The 19056-nt window shown below is 70.4% G+C and carries 16 protein-coding genes; 8 read left to right on the top strand and 8 right to left on the bottom strand.

What is annotated here, in order from left to right; all coding sequences use genetic code 11:
- Positions 1-3: 3 nt before the first annotated feature.
- Complete coding sequence (locus FB467_RS08825) at positions 4-801, top strand: DUF4111 domain-containing protein (RefSeq protein ID WP_141784771.1); 798 nt, start codon at positions 4-6, stop codon at positions 799-801.
- An 18-nt stretch (positions 802-819) separates the two neighbouring features.
- Here the strand turns inward: FB467_RS08825 and miaB are convergent, their stop codons facing one another.
- Entirely contained in the window at positions 820-2349 is a 1530-nt protein-coding gene (miaB, locus tag FB467_RS08820; RefSeq protein ID WP_141784770.1) for a tRNA (N6-isopentenyl adenosine(37)-C2)-methylthiotransferase MiaB, read from the bottom strand.
- 407 nt (positions 2350-2756) lie between these two features.
- Between miaB and FB467_RS08815 the strand changes: the two genes are divergently transcribed.
- The 3 genes from FB467_RS08815 to FB467_RS08805 all read left to right on the top strand — a co-directional run bounded on the left by FB467_RS08815 (position 2757) and on the right by FB467_RS08805 (position 6343).
- On the top strand, positions 2757-3992 hold the full coding sequence (locus tag FB467_RS08815; protein ID WP_211350579.1) for a glycosyltransferase family 2 protein: 1236 nt from the start codon (positions 2757-2759) through the stop codon (positions 3990-3992).
- 85 nt (positions 3993-4077) lie between these two features.
- Positions 4078-5769: a polysaccharide deacetylase family protein gene (locus tag FB467_RS08810; RefSeq protein WP_141784769.1), complete on the top strand. Its 1692-nt coding sequence runs from the start codon at positions 4078-4080 to the stop codon at positions 5767-5769.
- Between the two features lie 73 nt (positions 5770-5842).
- Entirely contained in the window at positions 5843-6343 is a 501-nt protein-coding gene (locus tag FB467_RS08805; RefSeq protein ID WP_141784768.1) for a DUF5709 domain-containing protein, read from the top strand.
- A gap of 44 nt (positions 6344-6387) precedes the next feature.
- On the opposite strand, the gene FB467_RS19305 is transcribed toward FB467_RS08805, so the two are convergent.
- The 4 genes from FB467_RS19305 to folE all read right to left on the bottom strand — a co-directional run bounded on the left by FB467_RS19305 (position 6388) and on the right by folE (position 10267).
- Positions 6388-7119 carry a regulatory protein RecX gene (locus tag FB467_RS19305; RefSeq protein WP_141784767.1) on the bottom strand — a complete coding sequence of 244 codons (732 nt, stop codon included), beginning with the start codon at positions 7117-7119 and terminating at the stop codon, positions 6388-6390.
- A 5-nt stretch (positions 7120-7124) separates the two neighbouring features.
- Complete coding sequence (gene recA / locus FB467_RS08795; protein ID WP_141786562.1) at positions 7125-8198, bottom strand: recombinase RecA; 1074 nt, start codon at positions 8196-8198, stop codon at positions 7125-7127.
- A 315-nt stretch (positions 8199-8513) separates the two neighbouring features.
- Complete coding sequence (locus FB467_RS08790; RefSeq protein WP_141784766.1) at positions 8514-9686, bottom strand: NAD(P)/FAD-dependent oxidoreductase; 1173 nt, start codon at positions 9684-9686, stop codon at positions 8514-8516.
- Positions 9686-10267 (bottom strand): GTP cyclohydrolase I, encoded by a 582-nt coding sequence (gene folE / locus FB467_RS08785; RefSeq protein WP_228393078.1) that lies wholly within the window; start codon positions 10265-10267, stop codon positions 9686-9688. Before folE ends, FB467_RS08790 begins: the two co-directional genes overlap by 1 nt.
- Before the next feature lie 115 nt (positions 10268-10382).
- On the opposite strand from folE, the gene FB467_RS08780 reads away from it, so the two are divergent.
- The 3 genes from FB467_RS08780 to FB467_RS08770 all read left to right on the top strand — a co-directional run bounded on the left by FB467_RS08780 (position 10383) and on the right by FB467_RS08770 (position 13699).
- Positions 10383-11144, top strand: a complete 762-nt coding sequence (locus FB467_RS08780; RefSeq protein ID WP_141784764.1) for a helix-turn-helix transcriptional regulator — start codon at positions 10383-10385, stop codon at positions 11142-11144.
- Between the two features lie 90 nt (positions 11145-11234).
- Positions 11235-12593: an aspartate kinase gene (locus FB467_RS08775; RefSeq protein ID WP_141784763.1), complete on the top strand. Its 1359-nt coding sequence runs from the start codon at positions 11235-11237 to the stop codon at positions 12591-12593.
- Positions 12590-13699 (top strand): aspartate-semialdehyde dehydrogenase, encoded by a 1110-nt coding sequence (locus FB467_RS08770; RefSeq protein ID WP_141784762.1) that lies wholly within the window; start codon positions 12590-12592, stop codon positions 13697-13699. The genes FB467_RS08775 and FB467_RS08770 overlap by 4 nt, the downstream gene beginning before the upstream one ends.
- Before the next feature lie 34 nt (positions 13700-13733).
- Here the strand turns inward: FB467_RS08770 and FB467_RS08765 are convergent, their stop codons facing one another.
- Positions 13734-16058 carry an HNH endonuclease signature motif containing protein gene (locus FB467_RS08765; protein WP_141784761.1) on the bottom strand — a complete coding sequence of 775 codons (2325 nt, stop codon included), beginning with the start codon at positions 16056-16058 and terminating at the stop codon, positions 13734-13736.
- 269 nt (positions 16059-16327) lie between these two features.
- Between FB467_RS08765 and FB467_RS08760 the strand changes: the two genes are divergently transcribed.
- Positions 16328-17080 carry a MerR family transcriptional regulator gene (locus FB467_RS08760; RefSeq protein ID WP_141784760.1) on the top strand — a complete coding sequence of 251 codons (753 nt, stop codon included), beginning with the start codon at positions 16328-16330 and terminating at the stop codon, positions 17078-17080.
- A 15-nt stretch (positions 17081-17095) separates the two neighbouring features.
- On the opposite strand, the gene FB467_RS08755 is transcribed toward FB467_RS08760, so the two are convergent.
- A complete protein-coding gene (locus tag FB467_RS08755) occupies positions 17096-17545 on the bottom strand; it encodes a DUF3040 domain-containing protein (protein ID WP_141784759.1) in 450 nt (149 codons plus the stop codon).
- Between the two features lie 148 nt (positions 17546-17693).
- Entirely contained in the window at positions 17694-19034 is a 1341-nt protein-coding gene (dinB, locus tag FB467_RS08750) for a DNA polymerase IV (protein ID WP_425325829.1), read from the bottom strand.
- Positions 19035-19056: the final 22 nt, after the last annotated feature.

Raw genomic sequence — 19056 nt, 5'->3', positions numbered from 1 at the left:
CGCATGCCTGCCCTGCTGGACCGTGCGTCCGCCGTGGCCACCACCCACTACGACCTGCTCCGGGTCGAGCTGGGCAGCGAGGTCATGGGCGTGTGGCTGATCGGGTCGGCGATCCTCGGCGACCTCACGGTGCGCTCCGACGTCGACACGCTCACGCTTACCGCCCGGCCCCTGGAGACCGCGGACACCCCCGCGCTGGAGCGGGTCCACCACCAGCTGCTGCAGGAGTTCCCCGACCTGGCCTACGACACGACCTACCTGTCGGTCGCGACGCTGTCCGAACCGGCCGTGCCCGGTCTGATCACCCCGTTCAGCGTCGACGGCCGGCTGCACGTGGGGAAACCCGCCGGAGAGGTGCACCCGGTGACCTGGCTGACGCTGCCCGAGGCGCTGCCGGCCGCCGGCATCGACCCGGGACGGGTCAACGTGGCCGCCGACCGGGCGGCGGCGGAGGCCTACACCCGGGGCAACCTGCAGACCTACTGGGCCTCGGTCGCCGAGGGGCTGCGGTTGCAGCTGGCCGGGCGCCACCCGGATGAGGAGCTCGAGGGCTCGGCCACCCTGCAGTGGGTGGTGCTCGGGGCACCGCGCCTCGCGGCCTTCCTCTCCGGGATGAGGACCACCGGCCCGATCCCGTCGAAGTCGGAGGCGGGGCGCTGGGTGATCGATGCGCTCCCCCGGCACGCCGACCTGGCCAAGCGCGCGCTACAGGCCCGGAGCGGCGCCCGGGTCAGCTTCACGGTGGCCGACGCGCTCGAGGCCGTCGACCTGGTCAGCACGATCGTCCACGGCCACGGCTGACCGGAGCGGGGGGCCGGCTCAGTACTGGTTGACTCCGCACGCCGCGACCGGCACCGGCGGGGTGGCCGGCTTGCCGATCGAGGGCATCCCGAGCGTCACCTTGGGCCGTCCCGCGTCGGGCTGGTCCTGGAGCGCCGCCCAGGCGTCGCCGCCCCGGGTGCGGCGCACGGCATACGTCCCGCCCTGCACGCCCGAGTCCGCGACCAGGTGGTGCGGGGCGCCATAGGTGACGCCGACCGTGACGACGTCGCCGGGGCGGGGCAGCTCCGCGCCCTCCGGCACCGCGAAGTGGACCAGCCGGTTGTCCTCGGCCCGGCCCGACATCCGGTGGGTCTCGGCGTCCTTACGGCCCTCGCCTGGAGCGACCAGCACCTGGACCTCGCGTCCCTCCTGGGCGCGGTTCTCCACCCAGGAGACCTCGTCCTGCACCGCGATCAGCCGGTCGAACCGCTCCTGGACCACGGCCTTGGGCAGCTGGCCGTCCATCTCCGCGGCCGGGGTCCCGGGACGGATCGAGTACTGGAAGGTGAAGGCGCTGGAGAACCGGCTGGCCCGCACCACGTCCAGGGTCGCCTGGAAGTCTTCCTCGGTCTCGCCGGGGAAGCCGACGATGATGTCGGTCGTGATCGCGGCGTGCGGGATCTGCTCGCGCACCCGGTCCAGGATCCCCAGGAACTTGGTCGACCGGTAGGAGCGCCGCATCCGCTTGAGCACGTCGTCGGAGCCGGACTGCAGGGGCATGTGCAGGCTCGGCATCACGTTGGGGGTCTGCGCCATCGCGGTGATCACGTCGTCGGTGAAGGCGGCCGGGTGCGGGCTGGTGAACCGGACGCGCTCGAGCCCCTCGATCTCGCCGCAGGCGCGCAGCAACTTGGCGAAGGCCCCGCGGTCGCCGAACTCCACGCCGTAGGTGTTGACGTTCTGTCCCAGCAGCGTGATCTCGACGACGCCCTGCTCCACCAGCGCCTTGATCTCGGCCAGGACCTCCCCCGGTCGGCGGTCACGCTCCTTGCCGCGCAGGCTCGGCACGATGCAGAAGGTGCAGGTGTTGTTGCACCCCACCGAGATCGACACCCAGCCGCTGTATGCCGAGTCCCGCCGGGTCGGCAGGGTGGACGGGAAGACCTCGAGGGACTCCAGGATCTCGACCTCGGCCGCCTTGTTGTGCCGGGCCCGGTCCAGCAGCGCCGGCAACGAGCCGATGTTGTGCGTGCCGAAGACGACGTCGACCCACGGCGCCCGCTCGACGATGGTGCTGCGGTCCTTCTGCGCCAGGCAGCCACCGACCGCGATCTGCATGTCGGGGTTGCGCTGCTTGGCGGGCCGCAGCTGGCCGAGGTTGCCGTAGAGCTTGTTGGCGGCGTTCTCCCGGACGGCACAGGTGTTGAAGACCACGACGTCGGCGGTGTCCGGTCGCTCCCCCTCGGGGATGCTGGCCAGGTCGACATAGCCGGCCGTCTCCAACAGGCCGGACAGTCGCTCGCTGTCGTGCACGTTCATCTGGCACCCGTGGGTGCGCACGTCGTAGGTCTTCAGTGCTGTGTCCATCGCACCCACAAGGGTAACCGCGTCGGCGAGGGCCACGACGTGACGAAGATTACCTACCAGTACTTTACTTGACGTTTGCATTACCGTGAGGGAAGTGGCATCCTGATCTCGCGGGGGTTCGCCGCCGAATCACACACTCCCACAGGCCGTCCGAGTCGATCTCGGGTGCCCTGACCCTCCTTGCTGTCCGGAAGAAGCACCATGAGCACCATCACGCAGCCACACCTCGATGCCGCCCGGGCCCGTCCGCGGCCCGCCATCGCATGGGTGGGTCGGCAGGAGGTCGGGGTCCGACGGCAACTCTTCCGTCTCGTCGTGGTGCTCTGCATGGTGCCCCTGCTGGTCCTGCTGGCCACGCGGGTGCAGGACTTCCTCCGCAGCCGCTCGTCCTGGCCTACGGCATGGGGGTGCTGGGCTCGACCGCCTTCATCTTCTACCGGGCGTACGCCTCCTACGAGGACCTGTCCAACCCGCTGATCTCCCGGGTGCGCAACCGCGCCGAGGCTCCCCCGCTCCCGGCGGTCCCGAGCGTCACGCTGATCGTCGCCGCCATGAACGAGATCGACGTGATCGACCAGTGCGTGGCCTCGATGACCGGGTCCGACTATCCAGACCTCCAGGTCATCGTCGTGGACGACGGCTCGGATGACGGCACCCGTCAGCGACTGCGCGAACTCACCGCGCTGCACAACTTCACGCTGGTCGAGATGCCCCGTCGCTCCGGCAAGAAGCGAGCGCTGGTCGCCGGTCTGCGGCATGCGACCGGCGACGTCATCGCGTTCACCGACTCCGACTGCGTGCTGGCCCCGGACGCCTTGCGCCGGTGCGTGGCCGCGCTGGTTGCCCACCCTGGGCTCGGTGGGGTGTCCGGGCACGCCCGCGCGCTGAACGCCGACGCCACGCTGCTCAGCCGCATCCAGGACACCTGGTACGAGGGCAGCTTCCGGATGAGCAAGGCAGCCGAGTCCACCTTCGGCTCGGTGACCTGTGTCTCCGGTCCGCTCGCGGTGTTCCGCCGGGACGCGATCTGGAACTATCTGCCGGTCTGGGCCGAAGACCGGTTCCTCGGGGCCGAGTTCAAGTTCGCCACGGACCGCCAGCTCACGGGGTACGTCCTGGGACAGAAGTGGGTCGGAGCCAAGCTCAAGGCCCAGCACGCCGGCTCGCCGTTCCTGGCGATCGACCACCGTGAGCGCGAGTGGGCCGTCGGCTACGTGCGCTCGGCCCTGGTCTGGACCGTCGTGCCCGAGCGGGCCCGCCCCTTCCTGAAGCAGCAGGTGCGGTGGAAGAAGAGCTTCATCCGCAATCTGTGCTTCACCGGAACGTTCATGTGGCGCCGCGGGATGGGGCCGAGCGTCCTCTACTACGGTCACGCCATCTGGGTGATCGCCGCTCCGCTCATGGCGGTCCGCCACCTCGTGGTCGCCCCGCTGGCCGGGATGTGGCTGCTGACCGGGCTCTACCTCGCCGGCGTCCTCGTCAAGGGCGGGGTGTGGGGTGCCGCGTATGCCGTCGACAACCCCGGTGACCCGCGGTGGCGGTACCGCCCGCTGATGAGTCTGATCTCCTCGATCGGGCTGTCCTGGTTGCTTCCCTACTCGTTGCTGACCGTGCGTCGCGGCATCTGGTCGAGGTCGGCATGAGGCTGCGACAGCGTCTGACCGGCGTCCTCCTGGCGGTGGCCCTGATCCTGTCCTACCTGTTCGTCTTCACGAAGGGGCAGTTCTGGTGAGCACCGACCCCAAGGCAGCAGCCCTCGCCCTGCTCCCCGAGTTGACCTCCCGACCCCTACCGCCCCGGCTGCGGCGCCATCGCGTGGTCCAGCAGGCGTTGGCCCTGGTGGCCACGGTCGTCCTGCTCAGCACCCTCGCGATCCCGCTGGCCCTCGCCCGCGACTCGGGCATCTCCGAGCAGATCGCGACTCCCGTGACGGTCCTGGAGACGGCCGACCGGTCGGCATACGAGACCCACGCCACCGGTGCGGACCCGGACGTGCCCACGGCACCTGTGGTGCTGTCCTACCACGACATCGGGCCCGAGACCGGTGACGGCGACTACGTGGTCACGCCCACCGATTTCGAGTCGCAGATGCAGATGTTGGACCTCGCCGGCTACCGGTCGCTGACGCTGGAGGAGTTCCTGGCCTACCGCGACGGGACCTTCACCCCGCCTGCCCGTTCCTTCCTGCTCACCTTCGACGACGGCACCTCCGGGCTGTGGCGCTATGCCGACCCGATCCTGGAGCGCTACGACATCACTGCGGTGTCCTTCCTGATCACCGGGTCCGTCGGCACCCACCAGCCGTACTACCTCCCCTGGCCCGAGGTGGAGGAGATGGCCCGGTCCGGGCGTTGGCAGTTCGGCTCGCACACCGATGCCCTGCACTACCGGACCCCGGTCGACGCGGACGGGACGCTGGGTGGCGCCCTGACCCACCGGCTCTGGGACGGAGACGACGAGACTGGCCATGAGGCATCCCGTCGGGAGACCGAGCAGGCCTTCGCCGAGCGGGTGGCCAGCGACCTGGATCGCTCGATCGCGGCGATGACGGAGCACGGGCTCCCCGCCCCGACGGTGTTTGCCTACCCCTTCTCCGAGCTCAACGACCGCGCCACAGATCGCGAGGACCAACAGGTCGCGACCTCCCTCATCGGTGAACGGTTCGAGGTCGCCTTCGTCAACGCGGCCCGTCAGCCGGCCCCGGTGTCCCGCCGCGCCGCAGCGGCCCGCACGGTCGAGCGCCTCGAGGTGTTTACCGGTGACACGGACCGGGCCCTGTTCGACGAGGTCGCCGCGATGACGACGCTCCCCGTCACCGCCCTGTCGTTGGACTCCGGCAGCAACGACGCAGGCACCCACGGTTCCAACACCCACGGCTCCGGCACCCGTGCCACAGCATCTCTGGTCGACCGCCGCGAATGGTCCACCCCCGCCCGCGACGAGGCCCCGGTGCGAGCCACCTCCAACGGCATCACGCCGGCACCGGGAACTGTCGGTTATGTGGCCGCCGAGTGGGCACCGGCTCGCACCGCCGACTGGACCGAATACACGATCGCTGCCCGCGCGGCCAGCCTGCGGGGAGATGGCCGGACGGTCGGCCTGTCCGTCCGCGTCGGCAGCGCCCAACCAGTGCGCGTCCGCGTCTCGGACCGGCAGGCACAGGTCCTGGACAGCGCCGGTGACGTGTTGTCCGTTGCTGACCTGGACCCCGGCGACCAGCACGACATACGGGTCCGGGTATCGGGTACGACAACGACCGTCGAGGTCGACGGTGCCACCCTGGCGGAGGTCCCGGTGCAGCGGGGCTCCATCGCCACCGGTGGCTTCGCCCTCGACTGGGGAGCTGCGTCGCCCTCCGCGGGACACGCGGTCGTGACCTCGCTGTCCGTGACCCCCTCCGGCGTGGCCACCACTCCCTGATCCACGCCGTCCGGGCCGCGCCCGGTGCGGAGCGGGTCTAGGCTCGGGAGCCTGACGAAGGGAGCAGCCCACGATGAGTGACCAGCCCGGCCGGGAGAACCTGGACAACGAGTACGGCAGCTACAGCCTGGACGACGAGGACCAGTTGCAGCCCGAGGACACCCTCGACGGCACCGAGGATCCGCTGGACCGGGGCTACGAGACGGCGGACCGGTTGCAGGGCGTGACGGCGTGGGGCACCACCGCCGAGGAGGAGCGCACCGAGGAGACGATCGAGCAGCGGATCCGCCAGGAGGTCCCCGACCCCGACTCCGCCTACGGGGCCCCCGACAACGAGAGCGGCCTCGATGAGGACAGGGTCGGCGGTGACGACCCCGACGCGATCCCGGCGGACCGCGACTTCCTCGGCAGCGAGGGCGAGCGCGTCGGCAGGCTGGTGGCTCCCGACGGCGGGCAGGGGGAGGACCGGGAGAAGGACGAGGTGGCCCGGGAGAGTCGGCCGACCGGCGACGACTCCCCCGAGGAGTCCGCCATGCACTACGTGCGGGACCCCGAGGACGACCTCGAGGACTGACCCCCGACCGCCTCCGCGGGGGCGACCTCAAGACCCGGACGCTGCTAGTCGCGCTGGTGTTCCGGGAGGTCGGCCAGCGCCTCCCTGATCACCTCGTAGGCGACCCCTCCGGAGTAGCCCTTGCGCGCCAGGAAGCCGGCCAGCCGCCTGGTCTGCACCTCGCGCTCCAGGCCGCGCATCGTGCGTAGCCGCTTGGCCACCAGGCCGCGCGCCTGCTCCTTCTCGACGTCCGGATCCACGTCGTCGAGGGCCTGCTCGATGTGTTCCTCGGCAACCCCCTTGCGCCGCAACTCATGGGTGATCGCGCGGGCCGCCAGCCCCTTGGTCTCCACCCTGGTCCGGGCCAGGCTCCGGGCATAGGCCTCGTCATCGACCAGGCCCACCTCGGTCATCCGGTCCAGCACGGTCTTGGCGACATCGTCGGCGCAGCCGCGCTGGCGCAACTTGTCCTCCAGCTGCTTGCGGCTCCGCGGGGCCATCGTGAGTTGCCGCAGCACGATCCGCCGGGCGACGTCGTGCGGGTCCGGCTCCGCGTCGTCCAACGGATCCTCGCCACCACTGGCCGCAGCGCGACGGCCCCCACGACCACGGGTCCCACCACGACGGGGGCGCCCGGCATCGTCCCCACCCCCGGCTTCACCGGTCGTGGCGCTCCCCCCGCCGACTTCACCGCTAGTAGCGCTCCCACCACCGGCGCCACTGGCCGCCGCGGACTGCTCCGCGGCGGCCAGTGCGGCCCGCGCACGGGCGAGCCGGTCGTTCTCCTCGTCAGCCATCGGCCTCAGAAGTTGACCGAGACCTCACCGGTCTCGGGGTTGACGCCCTCGGGCACTCCGTCCATGCCGTCACCCGCAGCGTCCGAGCGCGGACCCACGCCGAGCTTGTCCTTGACCTTGCGCTCGATCTCGTCGGCGATGTCCGGGTTCTCCTTCAGGAACTGCCGGGCGTTCTCCTTGCCCTGCCCCAACTGCTCGCCCTCGTAGGTGTACCAAGCACCGGCCTTGCGCACGAAGCCGTGCTCCACACCCATGTCGATCAGGCCACCCTCGCGGGAGATGCCCTGGCCGTAGAGGATGTCGAACTCCGCCTGCTTGAACGGCGGGGATACCTTGTTCTTCACCACCTTGACGCGGGTCCGGTTGCCGACCGCGTCGGTGCCGTCCTTGAGCGTCTCGATCCGACGGACATCCAGCCGGACGGAGGCGTAGAACTTCAGCGCCTTGCCACCGGTCGTCGTCTCGGGAGAGCCGAACATCACGCCGATCTTCTCTCGGAGCTGGTTGATGAAGATCGCCGTCGTCCCGGTGGAGTTCAGTGCCCCGGTGATCTTGCGCAGCGCCTGGGACATCAGCCGGGCCTGCAGACCGACGTGGCTGTCACCCATCTCGCCCTCGATCTCCGCGCGCGGCACCAGGGCCGCGACCGAGTCGATGACGATGATGTCCAGCGCACCGGAGCGGATCAGCATGTCGGCGATCTCCAGCGCCTGCTCGCCGGTGTCCGGCTGGCTGACCAGCAGCGCATCTGTGTCCACCCCGAGCTTCTTGGCGTAGTCCGGGTCGAGCGCGTGCTCGGCGTCGATGAAGGCGGCGATCCCGCCCGCCTTCTGCGCGTTGGCGACCGCGTGCAGCGCCACCGTGGTCTTGCCACTGCTCTCCGGTCCGTACACCTCCACCACACGACCACGCGGCAGGCCGCCGATCCCGAGCGCGACGTCGAGAGCGATCGCCCCGGTGGGGATGACCGCGACGGGCGGTCGGATGTCGTCACCCAGGCGCATGACCGCGCCCTTGCCGTGCTGCTTCTCGATCTGTGCCATGACCGTGTCGAGGGCCTTGGACTTGTCCTGGTGCATCGGCGTGACCTTGCTCGGTTGTGCCATCTCCTGCTCCTTCACATCGTGGGCGGGCGCGCCTACATTCGACCGACTGCGGCTCGCCCGCGACCCCTGGGCCGCTGCGTTGATCCGTGTCCTGTCAGACGCTAGGTGCAGCCACCGACACTGCGGCCGCCCCAGCCTGGAGCTGTGGACAACCCGCCGTGCCTCCTGCACCTGTGGACCACCGTAATCGCAACTCTGTACGAGACACGGCAAGGGTGTCCCGACACGCCGCAAACGTGCCGGAGACTCCCGATGGCCGACCCGGTGCCGCCTTCGATGGCCGGAGCCTCACTCCGGCGGGAGCGGTTGCCCGATGAGGGCGCGGAGGTCCTCGTTGACGTCCCAGATGTTGACGTTCATCGCGGCGGTCACGACCCCGTCACGCACCCAGTAGGCGATGAACTCGCCCTTCGCCTCGTCACCCCGCACCACGACGTCGTCGTCGGCCGAACCGCGACCGACGTACTCCATGCCCAGGTCGAACTGGTCGGTGTAGAAGTACGGCTGCCAGTCGTAGGTGGCGCTGCCGCCCAGGAGCACCTGCGCCGCGAGGGCACCCTGACGCTTGGCGTTGTCCCAGTGCTCCACCCTCAGGCGACCACCGAGGACCGTGTGCTCGGCCTCGGCCACGTCACCGATGGCGAGGATGTGCGGGTCGCTGGTCCGCAACCGGGCGTCGGTCCGTATGCCGTTGCCCACCTCAAGCCCGGCGCCCTCGGCGAGCGCGGTGTTGGGCACGGCGCCCACGCCGACGACGACCAGGTCCGCGGGCACGACCGCTCCCCCGGCCCGCACGCCCGTGACGCGTCCATCCGCGCCGTCGAATCCCTCGACCTGGACCCCGAGCCGCAGGTCCACACCGTGACGCCGGTGCAGGTCGGCGAAGTAGTTGCCCAACCGTTCTCCCAGCACCCGCGCGAGCGGCACCTCGGCATACTCCAACACCACGACGTCGGACCCGGCGAGACGTGCGGCCGCGGCCACCTCCAGACCGATCCACCCGGCACCCACGACGACGACCCGGACCCCCGGGGCGAACGCGTCGTGCAGCGCCCGGGAGTCGGGGATGCGCCGCAAGACGTTCACACCAGCCAGATCGGCACCGGGCACGTCCAGGGTGCGCGGGCTCGCGCCCGTGGCGAGCACCAGGTCCTCGTAGTGCAGGACCGTCCCTGACGCGAGGGTCACGGTGCGGGCGTCGCGGTCGAGCGACACGGCCGCGTCGGCGGCGTGCACCGTCACCCGCTGGTCCTCGTACCACTGCGCGTCGTGGACGTAGACCGACTCCACCTCGGCGTTGCCGAGCAGGACCTCCTTGGACAGGGCCGGCCGTTCGTAGGGCAACTCGCCCTCGTCACCCACGAGCGTCAACGGACCGTCATAGCCGCCCGTCCGTAGTTCGCCGATGAGGTCGGCGGCGGCGAGCCCGGCCCCGATCACGACAATGCCTGCAGAACTCATCAGATCCTCCTGGTGCGGTCGGCGACGGCAGCCAGGAACTCGGCCCTCGTCGCGGGGTGGTCGTGGATCGCGCCGGTCAGCGCGGTCGTCCTGGTGGTCGAGCCACTCACCGTGGCCCCTCGCAGGCTCATGCAGGAGTGGCTCGCCTCGACGATGACGCCCACCCCACGCGGAGCGAGCGCCTCGTGCAGCCAGTGGGCGAGCTGGCTGGTGAGTCGTTCCTGCACCTGCGGTCTGCGGGCGAACGACTCGACCGCACGGGCGAACTTGGACAGTCCCAGCAGCCGTGCCCCCGGCAGGTAGCCGATGTGCGCGACACCGGTGAACGGCAGCAGGTGGTGCTCACAGACCGAGGTCACCGGTAGATCGCTGACGAGCACCAGTTCCTGGTACCCCTCGTCGTTCGGGAAGGTGGTCATCGTGAACTCGGGGGCGCTGAGCAGGTCGGCGTAGGCCTTGGCCATCCGCCGTGGACTGTCGAGCGTCCCCGGCGTCTCACAGTCGACGCCGAGCGCCTCGAGGAAGTCCTGCGCCGCCCGGGTCGCGGCCTCGAGTCCCACCTCCGCATCGGGACTGGGCATCACCCGGAGATCAGGGAACTCAGTTTCTAACGTTGTCATATCTGGACGTTAGAGCGTTGACGGTCTATCGTCAAGGGATGGAGTCGATACAACCCATCGCCGGGAGGGACCAGTGATGCGGGCCGAGGACATCACCGGCATCGCCGCCCTCAACGACGAGGTGCGCCGCGACCTCTACCTCTTCGTCTGCTCCCGGCCGGAACCCGTGGGACGCGACGAGGCCGCACAGACGCTCGACATCCCGCGGCACCGGGCCAAGTTCCACCTCGACAAGCTCGAGGAGTCGGGCCTGCTGGTCAGTGACTACCGTCGGCTGACCGGGCGGACGGGGCCCGGGGCGGGACGTCCGGCCAAGGTGTATCGCCGGGCGGACGAGGAGGTCTCCCTGTCTCTGCCGGCCCGTAACTACGGCCTCGCCGGTGAGTTGATGGCCCAGGCGATCACGCGGTCCGCGTCGAGCGGGGAGCCCGTGTACGACGCACTCGCGCAGGTGGCCCACACCTACGGGAGCTCCTTGGCCGGCGGACCGGCCGGGGACACGGTGGCGCCCGAGGATGCCGTGACGTCCGACGGTGTCGTCGCGCACGGGGAAACCACCCGCGAGCGCGCCCTGGACCAACTCCGCGACCAGGGGTATGAACCGCGCGTGGACGGCGAGCAGATCCTGATGCAGAACTGCCCGTTCCACGCGCTGGCTCACACGCATACCGAGTTGGTATGCCGGATGAACCACGCGCTGTTGTGCGGCATGGTCGAGCGGATCGCCCCCGACGAGCTGCGGGCCGATCTGGACCCTGCCCCGGGTCGGTGCTGCGTCGCCCTCAGGACCACCGCTCCGGATGACCGGTCAGACTCGTCGGACCAACCGGCGCGCTGAAGGCCGGGGCGCGCCGAGGTTCTAGACTGGCCCCCAGTGACGACGGCGTCAGCCGAACCTTCGTCCCCCTGCCCCCGTCCGGAAGTTCCCATGGCTCTCCTCGTGCAGAAGTTCGGCGGCTCCTCGGTCGCCGATGTCGATGCGATCCGTCGCGTCGCCCAGCGGGTCGTCGCGACCCACAACCGCGGCAACGACGTGGCCGTCGTGGTCTCCGCCATGGGCGACACCACCGACGAGCTGCTTGACCTCGCCCAGCAGGTCAGCCCGCAGGAGCCCCCCGAGCGGGAGTTGGACATGCTCCTCACCGCCGGCGAGCGGATCTCGATGGCGCTGCTCGCGATGGCGATCCAGGAACTCGGTGTCCCGGCACGATCCTTCACCGGGCAGCAGGCCGGCATGCACACCGACAGGAGTTTCGGTCGTGCCCGCCTGCTCGATGTCACTCCCGGGCGCGTGGCCGACACGCTCCGCGCGGGCTCCGTCGCGATCGTCGCCGGTTTCCAGGGGGTCTCCGAGGACGAGGACGTGACCACCCTCGGCCGAGGCGGGTCCGACACGACCGCCGTCGCGCTGGCCGCGGCGTTGGACGCCGACGTCTGCGAGATCTATACCGACGTCGACGGGCTCTACACCGCCGACCCGCGCATCGTGCCGACCGCCAGCCGGATCACCCGGATCACCATCGAGGAAACGCTCGAGATGGCCGCGCACGGCGCCAAGATCCTGCACCTGCGCGCGGTCGAGTACGCGCGTCGTTTCGCCGTCCCGCTGCACGTGCGGTCGAGCTTCTCCGACAAGGAGGGCACCTGGATCCTGGTCGCCCGCCCGCTCACCGCCGCCCTCCGTCGGGACGGCTCCCTGCGGCCGGAGGGCACCGACCCGCACCAACCCGAACAGACCACAGTCCCGCCCACCTCCGGGGAGGAACCCATGGAAGACCCGATCATCTCCGGCATCGCGCACGACAAGTCGCTCGGCAAGATCACCGCTGTCGGCGTGCCGGACCGCCCCGGGGCGGCGGCGCTCGTGGTCGGAGCCGTGGCCAGCGTGGGCGTGAGCATCGACATGATCGTGCAGAACGTCTCCACCTCCGCCGCCGGCATGACCGACATCTCGCTGACCCTGCCGGAGGCCGACGGCACGGCGGCGGTCGCGGCGATCCGCGAGCTGCAGCACGACCTCGGGTTCGCCGACGTGATCTACACCTCCCACATCGGCAAGCTGTCGCTGGTCGGCGCGGGCCTGCGGTCCAATCCGCAGGTGGCCCACCGGATGTTCGGCGCGCTCGCCGAAGCCGCGGTGAACATCGAGATGATCTCCACCTCGGAGATCCGCATCTCGGTCATCACCGACCAGCGCGACCTCGAGGATGCCGTCCGTGCGGTGCACACGGCATTCCAGCTGGACGCGGAGGACGAAGCAGTCGTATACGGAGGGACGGGACGATGAGCGGGATCAACATCGCACTGGTCGGCGCGACCGGGCAGGTCGGCGAGGTCATGCGCCGCCTGCTCGTCGAGCGGGACTTCCCGGTGGCGACGGTGCGTTACCTGGCCTCCGCCCGGTCGGCCGGCAGCACGCTGCCCTGGGAGGGGCGCTGGGACAACCAGCCCGCGACTGGGACGCCGCGGGAGATCGTCGTCGAGGACGTGGCCACGGCGGACCTCGCCGGGATCGACGTCGCCCTGTTCTCCGCCGGCGCCACGGCCTCCCGGGCCCACGCACCCCGGTTCGCCGAGGCCGGAGCCGTCGTCGTGGACAACTCCTCGGCGTGGCGGATGGACGACCGGATCCCCCTGGTGGTGAGCGAGGTCAACCCGGACGCGCTCGACCTGGCAGTCGCCGAGGGCGGGCCCCGGATCGTGGCGAACCCCAACTGCACCACGATGGCCGCGATGCCGGTCCTGAAGGCGTTGCACGATGTCGCCGGGCTGTCCCGGCTGATCGTCTCCAGCTACCAGGCCGTCTCCGGAAGCGGTCTGGCGGGGGTCTCCGAACTGGCTGACCAGGTGCGGGCCGGGGCGGCACAGGACGTCGAGGCGCTCACCCACGACGGCACCGCCGTCGACCTCCCCGAGCCGCACGCCTACGTGGCCCCGATCGCCTTCGACGTCGTCCCGCTCGCCGGGGACATCGTCGACGACGGCTCCGAGGAAACCAACGAGGAACAGAAACTGCGCCACGAGTCGCGCAAGATCCTGGACCTGCCCGGGCTCCCGGTGGCAGGCACCTGCGTCCGGGTCCCGGTGTTCACCGGTCACAGCCTGGCCATCCACGCCGAGTTCGACCGGGCCATCACACCGGACCAGGCACGCAGCGTGTTGGCCGATGCTCCGGGCGTCGCGCTGGCCGATGTGCCGACTCCCCTCGCGGCCGCCGGAACGGATCCGTCCTACGTGGGCCGCATCCGGACCGACCAGTCGGTCCCCGACGGCCGCGGCCTGGTTATGTTCGTGGTCGGTGACAACCTCCGCAAGGGTGCCGCGCTCAACACGATCCAGATCGCCGAGGTGCTCCTGGAGCGTGGCCTCGTCGGCGAGTCGGCCCGCGTCTGACGCGACGCCCCTCTGCCCGTCGCCAGGGCTGTGATCAGAACGGCGGAGGCTCGCTCGATGGGTCGGGCCGTTCGGGTTGCTCCGGTGGCTCCTGCTCCGCGGTCGCGTCCGCGATGAGTTCCTCGGGAGTGGGCTGGTGCGGCGGTGCACCGTTGCGTCGTCTGCCGGAGCGGGTGAGGTGTCGCAGTTGGATCGGGGCGTGCCGGTGCAACCAGCCCCGGCCGAGATCGAAGTACTCCGGGGCGGGCTCGTCGTCGTCCGCCGCCAAGGTGCCGCCCTCCCGATCTCGGTGTGCGAGCGCCGCGTAGATCAGGTCGTCCCGCAGGTCACCGTCGTCCCGCACCGCGTCAGGTAACCCGGAGGTTGGCCCGTCACCGGACCCACCAGGCCCACCGGACCCACCGGACTTTTCCGTGGCCGCATCCCGCGTCCACGGATGCGTCAGGGTGCCATAGTCGAAGGCGCGCGTGGTGTAGATCCTTCCGAACAGGGTGGTCCAGGTGACATTGCGGTAGGTATCCATCACCGCCTTCCACGCGCCCCACGTCTTGAGCTGGTGGTGCACGCCGTACAGGGACTGCCCGTTGGCCTCGCTGGTGAGCCCGCCGGTCTCGCCGTCGACGTAGTTCTCCACATGGTCGAACTGACACCTCTCGGCGCGGACCAGGCATCCGGGGGCGCGGCAGGTCCGGTCGGCCGCGGCCACCTGTGCCCGCATCTCCCGGTCGGGGCGATACGAGCGTCTGGAGCGTTCGACCACCCGCCCGTCCAGCTCGTCGGTCACCAACCGGTGCAACACGCCGCCCGCAGACAGGGCCAGCTCGCGAATCTCCTCTGCCGACAGGTATCCCCCACCGGACAGCATCCCGACCCCACTCGAATCGGCACTGAGCAGGACCTCGAGCGGGACGATGACCTCGAGGTTCGCGGTGGGCCGTCCGAACAGGACCGCGGCCAACGCCTCGTCGGGCGCCGCGGGGATGTCCTCGTCGGAGGAATCTCCACCCGTGCTCGCGGCGGCGCCGTCAGCCTGCGCAGCGTGCGAGGAGACCTTCGGATCCGGGTGGCCGGTGGCCGGCGTGATCGACCCGTGGACCAGCAAGGACATCGCGATGTCGGCACGGAGTTGGGCGAGCGTGCGGGGATCACCTGCGGCACGGACGGCCCGCGCGATCTGGTCGACCCGGTCCATTGCGGCCGCGACCGAGGAGGACCGCCCCATGATGGTCAGTTCCCCGGTGCCGTCGTCATCAAGGCGCGCGGTAGCGTCCCTCCGGGACACGGCAGCCCGTCGCTCCTTGCGCGCGGCGTCGGGATCCTCCCCCAGCAGGGCGGCCACCAGCCTGGCCAGGGTGTCCTTGGTCTCGCCGAAGGAGGGGCGCGCAGTGTCATCCCGCTCGCCTGTTCTCCCGCTCCTCCTGCGCATGGACCGAGCGCGGTCCGAGTCCGGCCCGAAGGTCCGCGCGGCCATCTGTGCCGCGACCTCCACCGGCATCCCCCGGCAGGTGGACCACCAGGCCCGGACCTGCCCCCACTGCACCTCGCCGAGCGCGAGCGCAGTCCACGGGATGCTTGTCTGCTCTCGGGACACCAGGGCAAAACCGACCCGGTCGTGACAGTCCTGGATCGCCCATCCGGTCAGCACCTTCAGCTCATTGGCCAGCACGGACTTCGTCTTCGCCCGCCACTCCTTCCGCGCCGTCGTGGACAGTTCGTCCGGGTCCACGACGCCCTTCTCCCCGAGGAACACCTCCCCCGTCGCGGCCCCCAAGTCGGCCAGCACACCGGCCAGCGCTGCGTCCGCCCAGCGCTGCAGGACGACCAGGGCCTCGGCCGCGGCGACCAACGCGGCATCCTCCGCACGCTCACCTCCCCTTGAGACGCGAGCCCCGACGTCGCCCGAACGCCGGTGGTCCAGTCTTTCGTCGTCCGGTCCCGAGTGGTCCGGGGCTGCTCCGTCGCCAGGCCCGTTGCGGTCCTGGGTCACGCTCCCCTGGTCCTCGACGCCGACGGTGGGGACCTGGGGCTCGGCCGTCGCAGCCGGGCAGGTGCCGGACCTACCGGTCGTCAGCACGGGCGCCAGGGCCACCAGGTGGGCGACGATGTGCTCCGGGAAGCCGGCCGCCGTCAGCGCGGACCTCAGCCCCTGACCCGCGTCGGGCGCTTCGACAGGCGGCGCTTCGACAGGCTCGGAGTCCCAACAGCGGGCAGCCGCACTCGCTTCCTCCTGCAGTTCCCACGGGATGAGGTCCAACGGCTCGGGAGCCCAGTCCCCGAACTCGGCCTCCCACTCCAGCCACGTCCAGCGGGCGTCCTGCGGGGACATCCCGGACACATCGGGCAGGGCGGGCACCTCCATCAGAACCGCCCCGGTCCCGGCCTCCCTCGATGGACCTTCCATCCCGCTCACCCCCGTCCTGGACACGCCTCGACCGCCCCCTCCACCTGCTGGGACGACCTACTGGATCGATACCAACAACGATAGAACATACGTCTGACAGAGCTAGCGGAACGCCCCGACAAACGGCCCGACTCGCTCCGGTTGACATTGACGTTGCGTCAACCTGCATCCTGGTTGCAGACCGGGAAACCCCGGTCCCGGTAGACACGGCGACGGAAGGAGGAGCGATGGCCTGGTCCATGCACGAGATCGTGCAGGCAGCCGGAACGACCAGCCGGACGCTGCGGCACTACGACCGGATCGGGTTGCTGCCGCCCAGCCACACGGGCACCAACGGCTACCGCTACTACGACCAGGATGCCCTGGTGCGACTGCAGCGCATCCTGCTGCTGCGGGAGTTGGGCATGGGGCTTCCCGCCATCGGCGATCTCCTGGCCGGGGAGCAGGACGCCGTCCCGGCGCTCCGCCATCACCTGGCGCAACTGGCCGAGGAACGCGACCGGGTGGACCGACTCATCAGGTCCGTAGAGACCACCATCGAGAAACTGGAAGGCGGTGAGGAACTCGTGGCTTCCGAGACGTTCGACGGGTTCGATCACAGACAGCACAAGGCAGAGGTCGAGGAGCGGTGGGGCGCCCAGGCATACGCCGACTCCGACGCCTGGTGGCGTTCGCTGGACGACGCCGGCAAGCGGTCATTCCAGGATGAGGGCAGGGACCTTGCCGAGGAGTTCGCCATCGCCGCGACCCGCGGGCTCGACGTGCGCAGCGAGACGGTGCTGGCCCTGGCACAACGTCAGTACAACTGGGTGCGTGCTGGGTGGGGCGGCAAGGCCCCCAGCGCCGAGGCCTTCGTCGGGCTCGGCCAGATGTATGTCGATGACCCCCGCTTCCGCACGAACTACGAGGTGGACGGCCGCAACTACGCCGAGTTCGTCCGCGAGGCGATGACCGCGTATGCGGAGACCCACCTGGGCTGAGGGCCCCTCAGGGTCTCAGAAGGGACCCTGCTCCCGTCGTCGGTCCCAGCGCTGCTCAAGGCGCTCCATGAAGTTCCCGCTGCCCTTGGTCCGGCCGCCTTTGCCGCGGTGCGTCCTGCCGCCGTGGCCCGCGTTCGAGGAGCCGGTGCGGAGCGTGATGTTGCCGTCGTCCTGCACGGTGCCCAGGGTCGGCCCCTGGCTCTTGCGGGGTGGTGTGAAGGCCAGCGCGGCCCCCAGGACCATGGCAGCGAAGCCGATGCCGCCCACCCAGATCTGCTGCACGGTCACGCCGAGCACGATCAGTCCGAGTCCGAGGATCGCAGCCAGGATCCCGACGCCCATCCGACGGCGCGCCGCCTTGGCCTCTGCCTTGCCGACCATCTGGTTGGCAAAGCGGGGATCCTCGGCATAGAGCGCCTGCTCCATCTGCTCAAGAACACGCTGCTCATGCTCGGAGAGCGGCACTGGGACCTCCCATTGACCTATTCGTTGCGGCACCGCCGCCCCGTGGGGACGGTGTCAACACCCCCGTCGATCTGACGGCGATGTCTAATCTCAGGATAGTTCGTCAACGCGTATAGCACTAGCCGGGTTCCACACCTGGTAGACGCGCTCACCCCCGGAAGACGTTTTGTCGGGGTCCTCGGGCCCAACTGCGGACCCCGATCTTGCTCAGCTGGCTGCCGGACGGGTCACTATCCGGATGGCGTCCGCGCCGGGTGCCGTCGCCCACCAGGCTGGCCGGGCGGACCGCGCCGTGGCCGAACCTGGCCGTGGCCCGGTCGATCGCCCGCTCGGCGTCGCGCCACCCGTGCTCCGGCTCGTCCAGCAGCCCCTGCACGGGGGTCCGGTCCCCCTCGGTGAGGTTCTCGGCCCGCACGCCGAGCAGCCGGATGCGGGCACGTTGCAACCCGAGTGCGTCATACAGGCCCCGGGCGGTCGCATAGATCTCCCGCCCCACATCCGTGCTCTGCCGGATCGTGCGCGAGCGGGTGATCGTGGTGAAGTCGGAGAACCGGACGGTCAGCACCACCGTCCGGGACACCATGCCCGCGTGCCGCATCCGGGCCGCGACCCTGTCGCTGAGGCTGAGCAGCTGCCGGTAGATCACCTCGGGGTCGTCGATGTCGTGGCTGAACGTCTCGGAGTGACCCACGCTGCGCTCGACGGGCAGCGGGGTGACCCGACCGGTGTCCCGCCCCCAGGACAGGTCCTGCAGGTAGGCCGCGGTGCCCGGTCCGAAGGCCCGCTCCAGCGTGGCCCGCGGGAGGTGGGCGACGTCGGCGACGGTGCGCAGCCCGAGTCGGTGCAGCGCCGCCTCGGTGCTCTCCCCCACGCCCCACAGCGCACCGACCGGCATCGGGTGCAGGAACGGGACGACCTCCTCGCCGGGCACCAGCAGCATGCCGTCCGGTTTCGCCGCCCGGGACGCCATCTTGGCCACCACCTTGGTCGGGGCCCCACCGACCGAGCAGGTGATCTGCTGCTCGTCGGCGACCGTGTCCCGGATCCACTGGGCGATCCGGGCGGGACCACCGAGGGTGCGCCGCGCACCCGACACGTCGAGGAAGGCCTCTTCCATCGAGACCGGCTCGACCAACGGACTGACCTCGCCGAAGATCTCCATCACCGCGTCCGAGATCCGGGAGTACCGGTCGAAGTCGGGCCGGACCACCTGGACCGCGGGGCAGAGCCGCCGCGCCTTGGCCATCGGCATCCCGGACCGTATGCCGTGTGCCCGCGCCTCGTAGGTGGCCGAGAGCACCACGCTGCGCAGCCCGCCACCGATGACCACCGGCTGGCCGTGCAGCTCGGGGCGGTCGATCAGCGAGGCCGCCGCGTAGAAGGCGTCCATGTCGACGTGCAGGACCGGGCAGTCCCGGACGGTGAGCAGATCCGGGTCTGGGCCTGGGCCTGGGCCTGGGCCTGGGCCTGGGCGGATCGTCGGCTGCACCGGACGTGCCGTATCGACCGGC

It is taken from the genome of Ornithinicoccus hortensis (assembly GCF_006716185.1).
Classification (GTDB): Bacteria; Actinomycetota; Actinomycetes; order Actinomycetales; family Dermatophilaceae; genus Ornithinicoccus; species Ornithinicoccus hortensis.
The sequence above is the reverse complement of the archived record's forward strand: the minus strand, read 5'-3'. Positions and strand labels throughout refer to the sequence as shown.